At 70.8% G+C, this 17,581-nt stretch carries 17 protein-coding genes; 13 read left to right on the top strand and 4 right to left on the bottom strand.

All coding sequences use genetic code 11. The features are described from left to right. Positions 1 to 60 precede the first annotated feature (60 nt). Genes FQY83_RS17760 through FQY83_RS07930 form a run of 4 tightly spaced genes read left to right on the top strand, consistent with a single transcriptional unit; the run spans position 61 to position 2,954 of the window. On the top strand, positions 61 to 654 hold the full coding sequence (locus tag FQY83_RS17760) for a nitroreductase family protein (protein WP_238333445.1): 594 nt from the start codon (positions 61 to 63) through the stop codon (positions 652 to 654). Next, entirely contained in the window at positions 651 to 1,589 is a 939-nt protein-coding gene (locus tag FQY83_RS07940; RefSeq protein ID WP_238333444.1) for a 5'-3' exonuclease, read from the top strand. Before FQY83_RS17760 ends, FQY83_RS07940 begins: the two co-directional genes overlap by 4 nt. 26 nt (positions 1,590 to 1,615) lie before the next feature. Next, positions 1,616 to 2,170 carry an NUDIX hydrolase gene (locus FQY83_RS07935; RefSeq protein ID WP_146386848.1) on the top strand — a complete coding sequence of 185 codons (555 nt, stop codon included), beginning with the start codon at positions 1,616 to 1,618 and terminating at the stop codon, positions 2,168 to 2,170. Between the two features lies 1 nt (position 2,171). Continuing rightward, positions 2,172 to 2,954 (top strand): N-formylglutamate amidohydrolase, encoded by a 783-nt coding sequence (locus FQY83_RS07930; RefSeq protein WP_146386846.1) that lies wholly within the window; start codon positions 2,172 to 2,174, stop codon positions 2,952 to 2,954. A 250-nt stretch (positions 2,955 to 3,204) separates the two neighbouring features. Here FQY83_RS07930 and pip read toward each other — a convergent pair whose 3' ends face one another. After that, a complete protein-coding gene (pip, locus tag FQY83_RS07925) occupies positions 3,205 to 4,146 on the bottom strand; it encodes a prolyl aminopeptidase (protein WP_146386843.1) in 942 nt (313 codons plus the stop codon). A gap of 53 nt (positions 4,147 to 4,199) precedes the next feature. Beyond that, a complete protein-coding gene (prmC, locus tag FQY83_RS07920) occupies positions 4,200 to 5,042 on the bottom strand; it encodes a peptide chain release factor N(5)-glutamine methyltransferase (RefSeq protein WP_146386841.1) in 843 nt (280 codons plus the stop codon). 398 nt (positions 5,043 to 5,440) lie between these two features. On the opposite strand from prmC, the gene ahpC reads away from it, so the two are divergent. The 5 genes from ahpC (at position 5,441) to FQY83_RS07895 (ending at position 10,169) form a co-directional block, all read left to right on the top strand. Then, positions 5,441 to 6,004, top strand: coding sequence for an alkyl hydroperoxide reductase subunit C (ahpC, locus tag FQY83_RS07915; RefSeq protein ID WP_146386838.1), 564 nt, complete (start codon positions 5,441 to 5,443; stop codon positions 6,002 to 6,004). 185 nt (positions 6,005 to 6,189) lie between these two features. Beyond that, the gene (ahpF, locus tag FQY83_RS07910) at positions 6,190 to 7,779 is read left to right on the top strand and encodes an alkyl hydroperoxide reductase subunit F (RefSeq protein ID WP_146386836.1); all 1,590 of its coding nucleotides are present in this window, start codon (positions 6,190 to 6,192) and stop codon (positions 7,777 to 7,779) included. A gap of 151 nt (positions 7,780 to 7,930) precedes the next feature. Further along, complete coding sequence (locus tag FQY83_RS07905) at positions 7,931 to 8,884, top strand: LysR substrate-binding domain-containing protein (RefSeq protein WP_146386834.1); 954 nt, start codon at positions 7,931 to 7,933, stop codon at positions 8,882 to 8,884. 226 nt (positions 8,885 to 9,110) lie between these two features. Continuing rightward, a complete protein-coding gene (rnk, locus tag FQY83_RS07900) occupies positions 9,111 to 9,518 on the top strand; it encodes a nucleoside diphosphate kinase regulator (RefSeq protein ID WP_146386832.1) in 408 nt (135 codons plus the stop codon). Between the two features lie 6 nt (positions 9,519 to 9,524). After that, positions 9,525 to 10,169 (top strand): hypothetical protein, encoded by a 645-nt coding sequence (locus FQY83_RS07895; RefSeq protein ID WP_146386830.1) that lies wholly within the window; start codon positions 9,525 to 9,527, stop codon positions 10,167 to 10,169. 76 nt (positions 10,170 to 10,245) lie between these two features. Here FQY83_RS07895 and msrA read toward each other — a convergent pair whose 3' ends face one another. Both msrA and FQY83_RS07885 read right to left on the bottom strand, forming a co-directional pair. Next, the gene (gene msrA / locus FQY83_RS07890; RefSeq protein ID WP_146386828.1) at positions 10,246 to 10,896 is read right to left on the bottom strand and encodes a peptide-methionine (S)-S-oxide reductase MsrA; all 651 of its coding nucleotides are present in this window, start codon (positions 10,894 to 10,896) and stop codon (positions 10,246 to 10,248) included. A 119-nt stretch (positions 10,897 to 11,015) separates the two neighbouring features. Then, on the bottom strand, positions 11,016 to 13,244 hold the full coding sequence (locus FQY83_RS07885; RefSeq protein ID WP_146386826.1) for a sensor domain-containing diguanylate cyclase: 2,229 nt from the start codon (positions 13,242 to 13,244) through the stop codon (positions 11,016 to 11,018). Positions 13,245 to 13,519: 275 nt separating this feature from the next. Between FQY83_RS07885 and FQY83_RS07880 the strand changes: the two genes are divergently transcribed. The 4 genes from FQY83_RS07880 to rlmM all read left to right on the top strand — a co-directional run bounded on the left by FQY83_RS07880 (position 13,520) and on the right by rlmM (position 17,436). After that, positions 13,520 to 15,289 carry a glutamine--tRNA ligase/YqeY domain fusion protein gene (locus FQY83_RS07880; protein WP_146386824.1) on the top strand — a complete coding sequence of 590 codons (1,770 nt, stop codon included), beginning with the start codon at positions 13,520 to 13,522 and terminating at the stop codon, positions 15,287 to 15,289. Positions 15,290 to 15,300: 11 nt separating this feature from the next. Then, positions 15,301 to 15,678 (top strand): hypothetical protein, encoded by a 378-nt coding sequence (locus FQY83_RS07875; RefSeq protein WP_146386822.1) that lies wholly within the window; start codon positions 15,301 to 15,303, stop codon positions 15,676 to 15,678. After that, on the top strand, positions 15,678 to 16,256 hold the full coding sequence (locus tag FQY83_RS07870; RefSeq protein WP_146386820.1) for a nucleoside deaminase: 579 nt from the start codon (positions 15,678 to 15,680) through the stop codon (positions 16,254 to 16,256). Before FQY83_RS07875 ends, FQY83_RS07870 begins: the two co-directional genes overlap by 1 nt. Positions 16,257 to 16,377: 121 nt before the next feature. Next, the gene (rlmM, locus tag FQY83_RS07865) at positions 16,378 to 17,436 is read left to right on the top strand and encodes a 23S rRNA (cytidine(2498)-2'-O)-methyltransferase RlmM (RefSeq protein ID WP_146386818.1); all 1,059 of its coding nucleotides are present in this window, start codon (positions 16,378 to 16,380) and stop codon (positions 17,434 to 17,436) included. Positions 17,437 to 17,581: the final 145 nt, after the last annotated feature.

Here is a 17,581-nt window from a genome sequence, read left to right as displayed (position 1 = left end):
GGGGACAATGCGCAAGGTCGAATCGCCTTCACATCATTCCCTGCAACCGGCTACAGGTCTGTGACTGCATCCGCAAATACTCCCGATAGCGCCTTGATCCCCTTGGACTTTCGTCGCTCGGTGCCCGCGCGCCAGCTCGGCGAACCCGGACCCGACGACGCCACCCTGCTGCGCATGCTGCGCTCGGCCGTGCGCGTGCCCGACCACGGCAAGCGCGTGCCGTTCCGATTCCTGCGCATCCAGGGCGACGCCCGTGCGCGGCTGGGCGAGGCCCTGGCCGCGCTCACCCTGCAGCGCGATCCGGCGGCCGGCAGCGCCGTCGTCGACAAGGACCGCCAGCGCTTCACCCATGCGCCGCTGGTGGTCGCGGTGATCGCGGTGCTGGACCCGGACGACGCCCAGATCCCCGAACAGGAGCGCCTGCTGAGCGCCGGCTGCGTGTGCTTCGCGCTGCTGCAGGCGGCACAGTCGCTGGGCTTCGGCGCGAACTGGATCACCGGCTGGCCCGCCTACGACGATCAGGCGCGGCGGTTGCTGGGCGTCGCCGCGCACGAGCGCGTCGCCGGCTTCATCCACATCGGCACGCCGCAGCTGGAAGCGCCGGAACGCGAGCGACCCGACCCGGCGGCGCTGCTGACCGACCTCGCGCTGTGAGCGCTGAGACGACCCCCGCCGCGCCATCGCGCGCGCCGCTGTACCTGGTCGACGCCAGCCTGTACGTCTTCCGCGCCTGGCATTCGATGCCCGACGAGTTCCGCGACGCCGACGGCCAGCCGACCAACGCCGTGCACGGCTTCGCCCGCTTCCTGCTCGAACTGCTGGAGCGCGAGCGGCCCCGGCACATCGCCGTGGCCTTCGACGAGGCGCTCGACAGCTGCTTTCGCAACGCGCTGTACCCGGCGTACAAGGCCAACCGCCCGCCGGCGCCGGAGGAGCTCAAGCGCCAGTTCGCGCACTGCAAGGCGCTGGGCGAAGCGCTGGGGCTGAACGTGCTCGCGCATGGTGAGTACGAGGCCGACGACCTGATCGGCAGCGCCCTGCACGCCGCCCGCACGCACGGACACCGCGGCGTGATCGTCTCGGCCGACAAGGACCTGTCGCAGCTGCTCGACGCGCACGACGAGCAGTGGGACTTCGCCCGCGGCCAGCGCTGGGGCGCGGCCGGGGTGAAAGCGCGCCACGGCGTCGAGGCGCGGCAGATCGCCGACTACCTCGCGCTGTGCGGCGACGCGGTCGACAACATCCCGGGCGTGCCCGGCATCGGCGCCAAGACCGCGGCGGTGCTGCTGTCGCACTTCGGCAGCCTCGACGCGCTGCTCGAGCGCGTCGACGAAGTCGCCTTCCTGCGCCTGCGCGGCGCGGCGCAGGCGACCGTGCGGCTGCGCCTGCATCGCGAGCAGGCGCTGCTGTGCCGGCAGTTGACCACGATTTCGCTCGAGGCCCCGCTCGGCGCCGCCGCGCCCGCATTCGCGCGCACCGCCGTCGATGCCGACGCGCTGCTGTCGCTGTGCGAGCGGCTGCGCTTCGGTCCGCTGACCCGGCGCCGGCTGCATGCCGCCGCGGGGCTGGACTACGCGCCGGCGCAATGACACGCACCGGGGTTACCATCCGGGCCATGAACACACCTGCAGAAGACGCGGAACTGCTGTACCAGGGCGAATGGCTGCGCCTGGTCCGGCGCGGCCACTGGGAGTCGTGCGAACGCACGCACGGGCGCGACGGCCTGGCGGTGCTGGTGATCGCGGTGACGCCCGACGACGAGGTGCTGTTCGTCGACCAGTACCGCGTGCCGCTGGGCGCGCGCACGATCGAGATGCCGGCGGGCCTGGTCGGCGACGACCACGACGAAGACACGCTGGAATCGGCGGCGCGGCGCGAACTGATCGAGGAAACCGGCTGGGAGGCCGGGCGCGTCGACGTGCTGCTGGTCGGCCCGACCTCCTCGGGCATGAGCAACGAGCGCATCGCCTTCGCCCGCGCATTGGACCTGAAGCGCGTCGGCGACGGTGGCGGCGTCGACGACGAGAACATCGTCGTGCACGCCGTGCCGCGCAGCCAGGCGCCCGCATGGCTGATGCAGAAACATCGCGAGGGCTACGAACTCGACCTCAAGCTGTGGGCCGGACTGTGGATGATCGACCACAACCCGGACGGCTCGCGGCGCAGCTGACGTGGCGGCGCCCGTCGAGCCCCTGCTCTCGCCCGCCGATCCCGCGCCGTTCACCGTGCTGCGGCCCGACGGGCGTTCGCCGTTCCTGCTGATCGCCGACCACGCCGGCCAGGCGGTTCCGGCGGCGCTCGCCCGGCTCGGCCTGGCGCAGGCCGAACTCGACCGCCACATCGGCTGGGACATCGGCATCGCCGGCACCACGGCGCGGCTGGCCGAACGACTCGACGCCTGCGCGATCGCGCAGACCTATTCGCGGCTGGTGATCGACTGCAACCGGCCGCTGGACGCGCCCGGTTCGATCATGGCCGTCAGCGACGGCACCGTCATCCCCGGCAACGCGGACCTCGACGAACGCGAGCGCCGTCGCCGCATCGACGGGATCTTCGCGCCCTACCACGCGCGCATCGAAGCCGAACTCGACCGCCGCGCGCGCGAAGGTCGGCCGACGATCCTGGTCGCCATGCACAGCTTCACGCCGTCGATGAACGGCCACGACCGCCCCTGGCAGGCGGGCGTGCTGTACCAGCGCGACCCGCGCTTCGCGCATGCCCTGCTGGCGCTGCTGCGCGGGGAAGGCGACCTCGTGGTCGGCGACAACGAGCCCTACCGGGTCAGCGACGCGACCGACTACGCAATCCCGGTCCACGCCGAACGCCGCGAACTGCCGCACGTCGAGCTGGAGATCCGCCAGGACCTGATCGCCGACGCGCGCGGACAGGACGCATGGGCGGAACGGCTGGCGCGATTGTTCGCCTCGCTCCAGGATGCGTTCGCCACGCGTTGACGCTTTTCAGTCGTCCCGCTTTCAGTCGCCATCCGGCCCACAGTCGTCATCCCGTTTTCAGTCGTCATCCCGGCGAAAGCCGGGATCCATTTTGATTCTGCCTTTGACTGTTGCAGCCCATGCAAAGGCAACCGCAACGGCAAAATGGATCCCGGCTTTCGCCGGGATGACGACACTTTGGGTTGTCCCTTGCGGCGCTCTTCATCTTTACGCGGCCCTGCTGCGCCAAGCCGTTCCCTGCATCGCCCCCTCACGCAAACGCGTCGGTCGCCCGCACCAGCGCGTCGGTGTTCTCCGCCTCGAACGCAGAATGCCCGGAGGCCGGCGTGATCACCAGTTCCGCCTTGGGCCAGACCTTGTGCAGGTCCCAGGCGTTCTGCACCGGGCAGACCACGTCGTAGCGGCCATGCACGATCACCCCGGGGATGCCGGCGATGCGGTAGGCGTCGCGCAGCAGCTGGTCGTCGACCTCGAAGAAGCCCTTGTTGACGAAATAGTGGTTCTCGATGCGCGCGAAGGCGAGCGCGAACGCCGCGTCCTCGTGTCCGCTGACGAAGTCCTGGTCGACGTGCAGGAACGAGGTCGCGCCTTCCCACACGCTCCACGCGCGCGCGGCGGCGAGCCGGGTGGCTTCGTCGTCCGAGGTCAGGCGCCTGTGGAAGGCGCTGACCAGGTCGCCGCGCTCGTCTTCGGGAATCGCCGCGATGTAATGCTCCCACGGCTCGGGGAACAATCGCGACGCGCCTTCCTGGTAGAACCACTGCAGCTCCCAGTGGCGCAGCATGAAGATGCCGCGCAGCACCAGTTCGGTCACGCGCAGCGGGTGCGCCTGGGCGTAGGCCAGCGCCAGGGTCGAGCCCCAGGAGCCGCCGAAGACCTGCCAGCGCTCGATGCCGAGCGTCTCGCGCAGCTTCTCGATGTCGGCCACCAGGTCCCAGGTGGTGTTGTCGACGAGGTCGGCGTGCGGCGTGGAGCGGCCGGAACCGCGCTGGTCGAACAGCACGATGCGGTACTTCGCCGGATCGTGGAAGCGCCGCATCTTGGCGTTGCAGCCGCCGCCCGGACCGCCGTGCAGCAGGACCACCGGCTTGCCCTTCGGGTTGCCGCACTGCTCGTAATACAGCGCGTGGCGATCGTCGACCTGCAGCGTGCCGGTGTCGAAGGGTTCGATCTCGGGGTACAGCGTGCGCATGGCGTCGCCCTGGACAGGAGGATGTGTCCACAGTCTAGCCGGCAGATCCCCCTTCAGTCCGGCAGGCGGCCCAGGGTGACGCGGTCGCGGTCTTCGAGGTCGCGGTGGGTGGCGACGTCGACGAAGCCCGCCGCGTGCAGCAGCGCACGCACCGCCTCGCCCTGCGTCCAGCCGTGCTCGAACAGCAGCCAGCCGCCCGGCCGCAGGTGCGCGGGCGCGGCGGCGATGATGGCGCGGATCGCGTCGAGGCCGTCGCGGCCCGAGGACAGCGCCAGCGGCGGTTCGTGGCGCAGGTCGCCCTGCGACAGGTGCGGGTCGCCCTCGGCGATGTAGGGCGGGTTGCTGGCGACCAGGTTGAAGCGGCGCCCCTGCACGGCGCCGAACCAGTCGCCGAGGTGGAAGCTGACGTTGGCCAGGCCGGCGGCCTGCGCATTGGCGCGCGCGACCGCGAGCGCGGCGGCGCTGGCGTCGGTGGCCACCACCGCCGCGCGCGGGCGCTCGCTGGCCAGCGCCAGCGCGATCGCACCACTGCCGGTGCCCAGGTCGGCCAGCTGCAGGTCGCGGTCGGCGGGCAGCCGCGCCAGCGCGAGTTCGACCAGCCGCTCGGTCTCCGGGCGCGGGATCAGGGTGTCGGGGGTGACGGCGAGGTCGAGCGTCCAGAAGCCGCGGCGGCCGCAGAGGTAGGCGACGGGCTCGCCCGCCTGGCGCCGGGCGAGCAGGTGCTCGAACCGGGCGGCATCGGCGTCGGCCACGCCGTCGCTGCCGTGGGCGTAGAGCCAGCTGCGCGGCTGCCCCAACGCGTGCGCGAGCAGCCATTCGGCTTCGGACGGGTCGACCCGCCGGCGCGCGGTCTCGAGCAGGCTGCGGACGGTCGGGGGGAGCGGCGGTGACGGCATCGCGGCATCGTAGGGCAAGCCCGAAGCACAAAAAAATGAAGGCGGCCGAAGCCGCCTTCAAAGATTCCGTACCACGTGTGGGAGGGAGGAAACGGATACGGAACTCGGCTGGATCGGCGTCTGCGACGCGCGGTCCGAAACCCTGCCCTGCCCCAGCCCGATGCCTTCCCGGCCACCGCGCCAGACTGCAGCGCATGGGTTGAATATGCTGCAGCGCAAAATCGATTGCAAGCGTATTCATGGCCCGGAAACCGGGGAAATGCGCCCATTTTGATCGATTTTATCAATCGAATATATAATTTCATTCGATTTCACAAATCAATAGTCTCAATCTATCATTTCTCCATCGATCCGATCACTGGATCGAATGCCGCGCTCCCACTCCAACGAGGTGCTCCATGTCCCTGATCAACACCGAAATCCAGCCGTTCAAGGCCTCCGCCTACCAGAACGGCGAGTTCATCGAAGTCACCGACGCCAGCCTGAAGGGCAAGTGGTCGGTCCTGATCTTCATGCCGGCCGCCTTCACCTTCAACTGCCCGACCGAGGTCGAGGACGCCGCCGACCACTACGCCGAGTTCCAGAAGCTGGGCGCCGAGGTCTACATCGTCACCACCGACACCCACTTCTCGCACAAGGTGTGGCACGAGACCTCCGCCGCGGTGGGCAAGGCCCAGTTCCCGCTGGTCGGCGACCCGACCCACCAGCTGACCCGCGCCTTCGGCGTGCACATCGAGGAAGAAGGCCTGGCCCTGCGCGGCACCTTCGTGATCAACCCGGAAGGCGTGGTCAAGACCGTCGAGATCCACGACAACGCCATCGCCCGCGACGTCACCGAGACCCTGCGCAAGCTCAAGGCCGCGCAGTACGTCGCCGCGCACCCGAACGAAGTCTGCCCGGCCAAGTGGAAGGAAGGCGAGAAGACGCTCAAGCCGTCGCTCGACCTGGTCGGCAAGATCTGATCCACCGCGCCACCGCCGTTCCCCGCCCCGTGCCGCATCTTGCGGCGCGGGAGCGGATCGGAGCCGATGCACGGCCCAGCCCGCCGGGCGCATCCCTCTCCCTCCCGCCCGGCCAGCCACGGCCCGCGTCGGCTCCGATCCGCTTCCGTGCACGCCCCGCCTCCCTCCCCACAGGAGTCGCCCCCATGCTCGACCACGACCTCAAGACCCAGCTCAAGGCCTATCTCGAACGACTGCAGCGCCCGGTCGCGATCCTCGCGTCCGTGGACGATGGCGAAAAGTCGAAGGAGATGCTGGAACTGCTGGAAGACATCCGCAGCCAGTCCGACAGGATCACCGTCGAGCTGCGCCGCGACGACGGCGAGCGCACGCCCTCGTTCGCGCTGACCTCGCCCGGCCACGACATCCAGGTCCGCTTCGCCGGCCTGCCGATGGGCCACGAGTTCACCTCGCTGGTGCTGGCGCTGCTGCAGGTCGGCGGGCATCCGTCCAAGGCCGGCGCCGAACTGATCGAGCAGGTGGCGAACCTCGAAGGCGAGTTCCGCTTCGAGACCTACTACTCGCTGTCGTGCCAGAACTGCCCGGACGTGGTGCAGGCGCTGAACCTGGCCGCGGTGCTCAACCCCAACATCTCGCACGTCGCCATCGACGGCGCGCTGTTCCAGGGCGAGGTCGACGCGCGCGAGGTCATGTCGGTGCCGACGATCTTCCTCAACGGCGAGCCCTTCGACCAGGGCCGGATGACGCTGGAGCAGATCGTCGCCCGGCTCGACACCGGCGCGGCCAGGCGCGAGGCGGCGAAGATCGCGAACAAGGACGCATTCGACGTGCTGGTGGTCGGCGGCGGTCCCGCGGGCGCCGCGGCGGCGATCTACGCCGCGCGCAAGGGCATCCGCACCGGCGTCGCCGCCGAGCGCTTCGGCGGCCAGGTGCTCGACACCATGGCGATCGAGAACTTCATCTCGGTGCAGCACACGGAAGGGCCGAAGCTCGCCGCGGCGCTGGAGCAGCACGTGCGCGAGTACGACGTCGACGTGATGGACCTGCAGCGCGCGACGCAGCTGGTGCCGGCCGGCGCCGACGGCCTGGTCGAGGTGAAGCTGGAGAACGGCGCCTCGCTGAAGTCCAGGACCATCGTCCTCTCCACCGGCGCGCGCTGGCGGCAGATCGGCGTGCCCGGCGAGGACCGGTACCGCAACAAGGGCGTGGCCTACTGCCCGCACTGCGACGGCCCGCTGTTCAAGGGCAAGCGCGTGGCGGTGATCGGCGGCGGCAACTCCGGGGTCGAGGCGGCGATCGACCTGGCCGGCATCGTCGGCCACGTCACCCTGGTCGAGTTCGACGCGAAGCTGCGCGCCGACGAAGTGCTGCAGCGCAAGCTGCGCAGCCTGAAGAACGTCCGTATCGTCGTCTCGGCGCAGACCACCGAAGTGCTGGGCGACGGCAGCCGGGTCACCGGCCTGGTCTACAAGGATCGTGCCGGCGGCGATGCGCACCGGATCGAACTGGAGGGCGTGTTCGTGCAGATCGGCCTGCTGCCCAATACCGAATGGCTCAAGGGCACGGTCGAGCTGTCGCCGCGCGGCGAGATCCTCGTCGACGACCGCGGCCAGACCAGCGTGCCGGGCGTGTTCGCCGCCGGCGACTGCACCACGGTGCCGTACAAGCAGATCGTGATCGCGATGGGCGAAGGCTCGAAGGCGGCGCTGGCCGCGTTCGACCACCTGATCCGCGCCTCGGCGCCGGTCGAGCCGGTGGAAGCGCAGGCGGCCTAGCGCGATGGCTCCCTCCTTGTCATCTCGAGCGCAGCGAGAGATCTGCCCCAAGGCGGGATTCCTCCCCCGGATCAGGTCCGGGGTCGGAATGACCATGGGCCGCGGCATTCGCGAACGGGTCTGGAACACGCTACGCGAAGGCCCCTGACGCATGAACCTGCGCGACCTCAAGTACCTGATCGCGGTCGCCGACCACCGCCATTTCGGCCGCGCGGCCGCGGCCAGCTTCGTCAGCCAGCCGACGCTGTCGACCCAGGTCCGCAAGCTCGAGGATGAACTCGGCGTGTCGCTGATCGAGCGCGCGCCGCGCAAGGTGATGCTGACGCCGATCGGGGTGGAGATCGTCGAGCGCGCGCGCCGGGTGGTGTCGGAAATCGAGCAGATGAAGGAAGCCGCGCGCCGCAGCCAGCGGCCCGAGGCCGGCGTGGTGCGGCTGGGCATCTTCCCCACCCTCGGCCCCTACCTGCTGCCGCACATGGTGCCGCCGATCCGCGAGCGCTTCCCCGACCTGCAGTTGCTGCTGGTCGAGGAGAAGAGCGACGAACTGCTGGCGCGGCTGCGCGACGGCCGGCTCGACGCCGCGATCCTCGCCCTGCCGCTGCACGACGACCAGTTGCACCACGAATACCTGTTCGAAGAGCCGTTCCTGCTCGCCGTGCCGGAGCCGCACCGGCTGGCGCAGCGCGGCGCGCTGACCATCGACGACCTGGCGCAGGAAAACCTGCTGCTGCTCGAGGACGGCCACTGCCTGCGCCGGCAGACGCTGGACGTGTGCCAGCTCGCCGGCGCGCACGAGAAGACCGAGTTCCGCGCCACCAGCCTGGAGACGCTGCGGCAGATGGTCGCCGCCAACGTCGGCATCACCCTGCTGCCGGCGCTGGCGGTGCAGCCCCCGGTGGCGCACCCGCCGAACATCCGCCTGCTGTCGTTCAGCGGCGCGCAGCCGAGCCGGCGGATCGCGATGTTCTGGCGGCGCAGTTCGGCGATGTCGGACTTCCTCGGCCGGCTGGCGGCGACGTTCCGCGCCCTGCCCCCGGAGCTGCTGGCCAACCCCATGGCCGCCACCGCGCGCGCGCGCCACGCGCCTCCGCCGGACATGCTCTGACCGGCTGGCGGCGCAAGGGCCTTCGGCCGCCCTCCATCTCCCCCCGGAAGCAACCGCGCCCGAAGCGCGCCTGCCGTCGGAGCGCCAGGCCGGGCCCCCTTGAAGCCCCGCGGCCGGAGCGCTACGGTAGCTCCCACCACGAAGCGGGCGACGCGCCGGACGCGCCGTCCGTTTTTCTTTGGGCGCGGCCCTCGCCGCCGCGGCCCCCTCACAAGGAGACACCGACATGACCACCCCAGCCAGCGGCCTGCCGCCTTCGATCGTCGTTTCGCGCCGCGACGCCGCGCGCCTGGAAGCCCTGCTCGATGCGCCGCAATGGCAGCACGACGCCACCGCCGAGGCCCTGCTCGGCGAACTCGCCCGCGCCGAGATCGTCGACGACGCCGACATGCCCGCCGGCGTGGTCGGCATGCATTCGCGGGTCGAGTGCGTCGACGACAACAGCGGCGAGCGCCACCAGCTCACCCTGGTCTTCCCGCACGAGGCCGACGCGGGCGCCGGCAAGGTCTCGATCCTGGCGCCGGTGGGCAGCGCCCTGCTCGGGCTAGCGGTCGGCCAGTCGATCGACTGGAACACGCCGCAGGGCCGCACGCTGCGCCTGCGCGTCACCGAAGTCCACCCGGGCGGGCACTGACCCCGCATGTCGCTGCGCGCGCTGGCGCTGGCCGGGCTGCTGCTCGGCGCGATCGGCTGGTGGTTCTCGCCGTACTCGCCGCGCACGCCTGCCGCGCCGGCGGCGATTCCCGGTGCGGACATCGCTTGCCCGCTGCCGACCGCCGCCGATCCCACCGCCGGCCCGCTGCAGACCGGCGTGCCGCGGGACCTGCAGCCCTTCCGCCTGCAGGCCGGCACGCTGACGCCGCTGGCGGGCTTTCGCATCGAGGCGCGCGTGCTCTCGCGCGAGGACTATTCCATCGGCCGCGAAGCCGACTTCTCGCCGACCGACCTCGCGCTCGGCTGGCAGCGCATGCGCGACGACGCGGTGCTCGCGCGCCTGGACATCAGCCAGTCCTCGCGCTGGTACCGCTACCGATGGCGCGGCGAACCGCCGCTGCCGCCGCCCGAAATCGTCCGCAGCAGCGCCAACATGCACATGATCCCGTCGAGCCCGGAGGTGGCCCGTGCGCTGCGCGCGGTCCGCAGGGACGACACGGTGCGCATCGACGGCTGGCTGGTGCAGGTCGACGCGCCCGACGGCTGGCGCTGGCGCAGTTCCCTGTCGCGCGACGACACCGGCAACGGCGCCTGCGAACTGGTCTACGTCTGCGCGATCGCGACGCGCTGACGCGCCGATGCGGTTGTGGGAACGCCTGAAGGCGCGCCTGCAGGTGCCGCGGCCGATTCGCGCGGCCCTACCGGCTTCAGCCGGCGATGCCGACCGGACAGCTGACCCCGGTGCCGCCGAGGCCGCAGTAGCCCGCGGGATTCTTCGACAGGTATTGCTGGTGCTCATCCTCGGCGTAGAAGAACGTCGGCGCCGGGAACACGATGTCGGTGGTGATGTCGCCGAGGCCCGCCTCGCGCAGGCGTTGCCCGAACGCGTCGCGGCTGTGCAGCGCCTGCGCGTACTGGTCCTGACTGTCGCAATGGACGACGGAGCGGTACTGGGTGCCGACGTCGTTGCCCTGGCGCATGCCCTGGGTCGGGTCGTGGTTCTCCCAGAATGCCTTGAGCAGGGTCGCAAACGGCAGCTTCGCGGCGTCGTACACCACCAGCACGACCTCGGCGTGGCCGGTCTGGCCGGAGCAGACCTCGCGATAGGTCGGGTTGGGCGTGGCTCCGCCGGCATAGCCGACCGCCGTCGTGGCCACGCCCGGCAGCGACCAGAACTTGCGCTCCGCGCCCCAGAAGCAGCCCATGCCGAACTGCACCCGCGAAAGCCCCTCGAAGGCGTCGCGCAGCGGCGCGCCGAGCACATGGTGGCGATTGCGCAGCGGCATTTCCTCCGCGCGCCCGGGCAGGGCCTCGCCCGGCTGCGGCAGGCGCTGTTTCCAGGCACCGATTCCGATCATCGTCGTCGCTCCGAAGGACTGCCTCCGATGTGCGGCCGTCCGGCGGCGCTTCAACCCGGGCGGCCCTGTCACTCCGGCAAACGAATCCGTAGGTCGGGGCTACCCTCGCCCAACCGCGCCTAGCTGAAGACCGCCGGCGCCACCTGCACGCAGTTGCGGCCATGGGCCTTGGCCGAATACAGCGCGCGATCGGCGCGTTCGAGCGCGGCGTCCGGCGTTTCCTCGTGCTCGAGCCGGGTGGCGACGCCGACGCTGACCGTCAGCCGCAGCGGCTGGCCGCTCCAGTCCAGGTGCAGGTTCTCCACCGCCATGCGCAGTTGTTCGGCGATCACGCGCGCGGCCGCGCCGCTGCGGCCGGGCAGGATGGCGATGAACTCCTCGCCGCCGTAGCGGCCGAACAGGTCGCCTTCGGACAGCGCGCCGCGCAGCGCCATCGCCACGTTGCGCAGGCAGAAGTCGCCGCAGGCGTGGCCGTGGCGATCGTTGACCGACTTGAAATGGTCGAGGTCGATGAACAGGATCGAGGCCGGCTGCTGCTCGCGCGCGCCCTCGCTGAAGGTCCGCGCCAGCCACTGGTCGATCGTGCGCCGGTTGAGGCTGCCGGTCAGTGCGTCGAGTTCGGCCGAGCGGCGCAGGTTCACCGCCGCCACCGCCTGGTCGACGTGCAGCAGGGTCAACCGCGCGAAATCGGAGGCGAGCGACAGTTCCTCGGTGGTGAAGCCGTCGGCGCCCGCGCGCTGCAGCAGCAGCACGCCCCAGGCCGGCGCCCGGATCTGCAGCGGCACCACCGCCTCGATCGCGACGATCGACGGCTGCCCCTCCACCGTCACCGGCTGCTGCAGCGCGATGGCGTTGGCGGCCTGCCGCTTCAGCGCCAGCTCGCGCTTGCCGACCTGCGTCTTAACCGGCTCCATGCACTCGACCGGATCGACCACCAGCAGGTCGTGGCCGTGGTAGCCCCGGGCCGCGACTACGCAGCGTTCGACCGGCAGCAGCGGCATCAGGCGATCCAGCAGCAGGCGGAACGCCGTCCACTGGGTGTCCCCGACCGGCAACATGCGCAGTTTCGCCTGCAGTTCGGCCACGAGGTCGGAGCGGGCGGCCTCGCGCTGCATGCGGCGCTCGGTGTCGGCGCGCGCGAGCAGTTCGCGATCGCGCTGGTGGCGGTATTCGCCGATGCGGCCGATCAGGCCGACCGAGAGGATCGCCACGCCCACCACGCTGCCCATCTGGTAGCCGTAGCGGATCAGCACGGTGTCGAGCAGGTGGCCGCGCGTGGACAGTTCGACCATCACCACGCCGACCAGGGTCAGCACCGCCATCACCGCCAGCGGCCACGCCATCAGCACGCGACGGCGCGCGGCGTCGACCAGGATCCCCAGGCCCAGCAGCAGGGCCAGGCTGAACAGCACGATCTGCACGTGTTGCAGCACGATGGCCACCTGCGGCACGTTGAGCAGGCAGACCGCGGCCACCGCCACCAGCCCCAGCGATGCGTAGTCGACGATGCGCTTGCGCAACGGGCGCTCCTGGTTCGCGTCCGCGTACTGCAGCAGCATCTGCAGCCAGGCCGCGCACAGCAGCAGCGCGAGCGCGCTCACGCCCTGCAGCCGCCAGAACGCGAACGCGCGCAGCCCGGGCAACTGGTACAGGTGGCCGTTGACCGCCGCCATCGTCAGCAGCGCCACCAGGGTGAAGGCGAACAGCGCGAGGAACAGCCGGTCGCGCGCGGCCGAGAACAGCGCCAGCGCCAGCAGGCCGATGGTGAACAGGCTGGCGTAGATCATCGCGCTGGCGGCCACCCCGTACTGCTCCAGGCGCGTTGCCTGGGTTTCGCTCATCACCCGGGGATGCAGGGTGCGCCGCACGCTGCCCAGCGCATGCAGCTCGACCTCGACCGGGCCGGTCCAACCCGCGGGCAGGGGGAACACGTAACTGCTCGGCAGCACGCCTTCGCTCCCGTCGGGCGAAAAGAACCCCAGTTGCCGGCTGCGCCACTGGCCGCGCTGCAGCCAGACCGACTCGACCGCGTTGCGCTCCACCCGCACCACCCAGCGCGAGCCGTCCCCACCGCCCTCGGGCAGGTCGAAGCGCAGCAATGTCGCCGACGTGCGTCCGCCTTCCGCGGATCGCAGCGGAAGGCCCTCGACGTCGGCCGATGTCGCCACCGGCGTGCCGATCGCCACCGCGACACCCGATTCCTGCGGCACCACCCCGGCGACGGCCACGGCGAACAGGCCCAGCAGCAGCGCCAGGCAGACCGCGATCAGTCCCTCGTGGTGGGCGCCATCGGCGCTGCGCGGGCGGGAGTTCAGGGCACGCCCCCCGCTGTCGCCATCGGCGTGCATCCACGGCGCCGGCCCGGCCGGTGACCCGGCGGGGATCGACGCAACCGCGGCACGGGCAACCGCCCGGCGATGTGACTGCCTCCAGACATCCTGGCTCTCCTGCCCCTTCTACTGCTGAAGCAAACTCCATGCCGCCAAAGCCTGTCGTACGTCACATTATCCGCCATCTCCGGGGCCGAAGAACGCCCGGGAAGCCTCGACAAGGCCTCCGGGAAGGGCCCGGGGGAGGCCGGCGCCGGCTCGGCTACACTGTCGTTTTGCCCCCAAAGCGCTTCATGACCAGTCCCCCTCCGGCTGCCCGCGGGCCTGCGGCCTCCCCGGACGCCGCCGCGTCGGCCGCCCGCAACGACTTCATCCGCCAGATCGTCCGCGACGACCTCGCGAACGGGAAACACGCGGCCATCCGGACCCGTTTCCCGCCCGAGCCCAACGGCTACCTGCACATCGGCCATGCCAAGGCGATCTGCCTGGACTTCGGCATCGCCGAGGAATTCGGCGGCGTGTGCAACCTGCGTTTCGACGACACCAACCCGGCCAGGGAGGACCCGGAGTTCGTCCGGGCGATCCAGGACGACGTGCGCTGGCTCGGCTTCGACTGGGCCGAACTGCGCCACGCCTCGGACTATTTCGAGGTCTACGCGCTCGCCGCCGAGAAGCTGATCGCCCAGGGCGACGCCTTCGTCTGCGACCTGACCGCCGAGCAGGTGCGCGAATACCGCGGCACATTGACCGAACCGGGTCGCAATTCGCCCTACCGCGACAGGTCGGTCGAGGAGAACCTCGACCTGTTCCGCCGCATGCGCGCCGGCGAATTCCCCGACGGCGCTCGCACCCTGCGCGCGAAGATCGACATGGCCAGCGGCAACATCAACCTGCGCGACCCGGCCCTGTACCGGATCAAGCACATGCCGCACCCGATCGCCGGCGAGGGCTGGTGCATCTACCCGATGTACGACATCGCCCACGCCCTGGGCGACGCCATCGAGGGCATCACCCATTCGCTGTGCACGCTGGAGTTCGAGGACCACCGGCCGCTGTACGACTGGTGCGTGGACAAGGTCGACCTGGCCCACTCGCCCGAACTGCTGGCGCCGCTGACCGCTAAGGGCCTGCCGAACGTCGCCGCCAAGCCGCGGCAGATCGAGTTCTCGCGGCTCAACATCAACTACACGGTGATGAGCAAGCGCAAGCTGGTGGCGCTGGTCGGCGACGGCCTGGTCGACGGCTGGGACGATCCGCGCATGCCGACCCTGCAGGGCCTGCGCCGCCGCGGCTACACGCCGGCGTCGCTGCGGCTGCTGGTGGACCGCGTCGGCATCAGCAAGCAGAACTCGGTGATCGACTTCTCGGTGCTGGAAGGCGCGCTGCGCGACGACCTCGACGCGCACGCGCCGCGGCGCATGGCGGCGATCGACCCGCTGAAGTTCGTGCTCGCCAACCTGCCCGAAGGCCACGAGGAAACGCTGGTGTTCGCCAATCATCCCAAGGACGAAGCCTTCGGCACGCGCGAGGTGCCGTTCTCGCGCGAGCTGTGGATCGAGCGCGAGGACTTCGCCGAGGTCCCGCCCAAGGGCTGGAAGCGACTGGTGCCCGGCGGCGAAGTGCGCCTGCGCGGCGCCGGCATCGCGCGCGTGGATGAAGTGGTGAAAGACGCCGCCGGCAACGTGGTGGAACTGCGCGGCTGGCTCGACCCCGAATCGCGCCCCGGCATGGAGGGCGCGAACCGCAAGGTCAAGGGCACGATCCACTGGGTGAGCGCGAAGCACGCGGTCGAAGCCGAGATCCGCCTCTACGACCGCCTGTTCTCGGTCGCCGATCCCGACGATGAAAGCGGAGGCAAGACTTACCGCGACCACCTCAACCCGGACTCGAAGCGCAGCGTGCGCGGCTACGTCGAACCCGCCGCCGCCGCCGCCGCGCCGGAGCAGTCGCTCCAGTTCGAGCGCCTGGGCTATTTCGTCGCCGACCGCCGCGACCATCGCGGCGACGCGCCGGTGTTCAACCGCAGCGTGTCCCTGCGCGACACCTGGGCCGACAAATCCTGAGGAGACACCGGATGCGCATCGCCACCCTGCTGCCGTCCACGCTGCTCGCGCTGCTGCTCGCGGCCTGCGCCGCACCGGTGTCCGACGCCGCGCCCGCGCCCGGGCCGACGCCGGCGCCGCAGGTGTCGGGCGTCGCGCGCATCGGCGCCGACTCGCCCGATTTCTCCTGCAAGGTCGCCGGCGACTGCGCGGTGAAGAACGTCGGCAACTGCTGCGGCTACTTCCCCGCCTGCGTCAACAAGGACAGCCCGGTGGACCCGGACGCGGTGCGCGCCGAATGCGCGCGCACGGGGATGTCCTCGGTCTGCGGCTGGCGGGACATCCAGGCCTGCGACTGCGTGCAGGGTCGCTGCCAGCCGGCCGCCGGCCCGCTGGAGGCGGATCGCTGATGCTCTACGCGCAGGTCCACCTGACGCTTCCGGCCTGGGTGCACGAGCACGTCGACGCGACGCGCGCCTATCCCGGCGACGAGGCCAAGGTCGCGCTGGCGATCGAACTGTCGCGGCTCAACATCGAGGCCGCCAGCGGCGGGCCGTTCGGCGCGGCGGTGTTCAATGCCGACGACGACCGCATCGTCTCGATCGGCGTCAACCGCGTGCTGCCGCAGAGCTGCTCGGTCGCGCACGCCGAGACGATGGCGTACATGCTGGCGCAGCAGCGGCTGCAGCGCGCGCGCCTGAACCGCGACCTCGATGACAACCCTATCGGCCGCTTCGTGCTCGCCACCTCGTCGCAGCCCTGCTGCCAATGCTACGGCGCCACCGTCTGGGCCGGCATCGACCGGCTGCTGATCGGCGCGCGCTCGGAGGACGTGGAAGCGCTCACGCCGTTCGACGAGGGCCCGCTGCCGGCCGACTGGGTCGGCGAACTGCAGCGCCGCGGCATCGAGGTGGTGCGCGACCTGCACCGCGACGCGGCGCGCGAGGTGCTGCGCCGCTACGGCGAATCCGACGCCGGGCGCTACTGATGCCCTTGCCCGCGTCAGATCCTGTAGGAGCGCCTTCAGGCGCGATGCGCTTGCTTCCCGGGCCCCGACTCAAAAGCATCGCGCCTGAAGGCGCTCCTACAGGTCGGATGCAGCCTGCCGCATGAACGGCCTGCTGTGCTATTGCCGCGCCGGCTTCGAGCCCGACCTCGCGGCCGAACTCGGCGATCGCGCCGCGGACGCGGGCATCGCCGGATACGCGCGCGCCACGCGCGGGGAAGGCTACGTACTGTTCCTCGCCGACGACGACGCGCTGTCCGCGCGCCTGCCCTGGCGGGACCTGGTGTTCGCGCGCCAGTCGGTCGCGCTGTTCGCGGAACTGCGCGACCTCGATCCGCGCGACCGGATCACGCCGATGCTCGAGGCGATCGTCGCCGCGACCGGCACGCCGGCGGCAGCGCCGCCGTTCGGCGCGCTGTGGGTCGAGCATCCCGATTCCGATGCCGGCAAGCCGCTGTCGGGGCTGGCGCGCAGCTTCGGCAACGCGCTGCGCCCGGCCCTGCGCAAGCGCGGCCTGCTCGCCGCGCGCGACGAACCGCTTCTGCCGCGCCTGCACGTCTGCTTCGTCGCCGGCGATCATGCCCTGCTCGCGCGCGCGGACCCCGCCGCCACCGCACCATGGCCGCTCGGCGTGCCGCGGCTGAAGCTGCACGCCGACGCGCCGTCGCGCTCCGCGCTCAAGCTCGAGGAAGCGCTGGCCTGCCTGCTCGACGACGCGCAGCGCCGCGAACTGCTGCGCCCCGGCATGACCGCGGCCGACCTGGGCGCGGCGCCCGGCGGCTGGACCTGGATCCTCGCCCGCCACGGCCTGCGCGTCAGCGCGATCGACAACGGCCCGCTGCGCCCGCACGTGCTCGACACCGGCCTGGTCGAGCACCTGCGCGCCGATGGCTTCCGCTGGCAACCGCAGCGGCCGCTGGACTGGATGGTCTGCGACATGGTCGAACAACCCTCGCGCGTCGCCCGCCGCATGGGCGAGTGGTTCCGCGACGGCTGGTGCCGGCACGCGGTCTTCAACCTCAAGCTGCCGATGAAGAAGCGCTGGCAGGAAACGCGGCTCTGCCTCGACCTGTTCCGCGACACCGCCGGCAGGCCGCTCGAAATCCGTGCAAAACAGCTCTACCACGATCGCGAAGAAATCACGGTCTTTGCGACAGCGTGATTGGTGATTGGTGATTCGGGAATCGGAAAGCCAAACCATGTCATCCCGAGCGCAGCGAGGGATCTGCTTCCCTTCCAGGCAAGGCGAGATCCCTCGCTTCGCTCGGGATGACAGGCTGTTGCGCTTCTCCCGAATCACCAATCAC

It is taken from the genome of Luteimonas marina (genome assembly GCF_007859325.1).
Lineage (GTDB): Bacteria > Pseudomonadota > Gammaproteobacteria > Xanthomonadales > Xanthomonadaceae > Luteimonas > Luteimonas marina.
The sequence above is the reverse complement of the archived record's forward strand: the minus strand, read 5'-3'. Positions and strand labels throughout refer to the sequence as shown.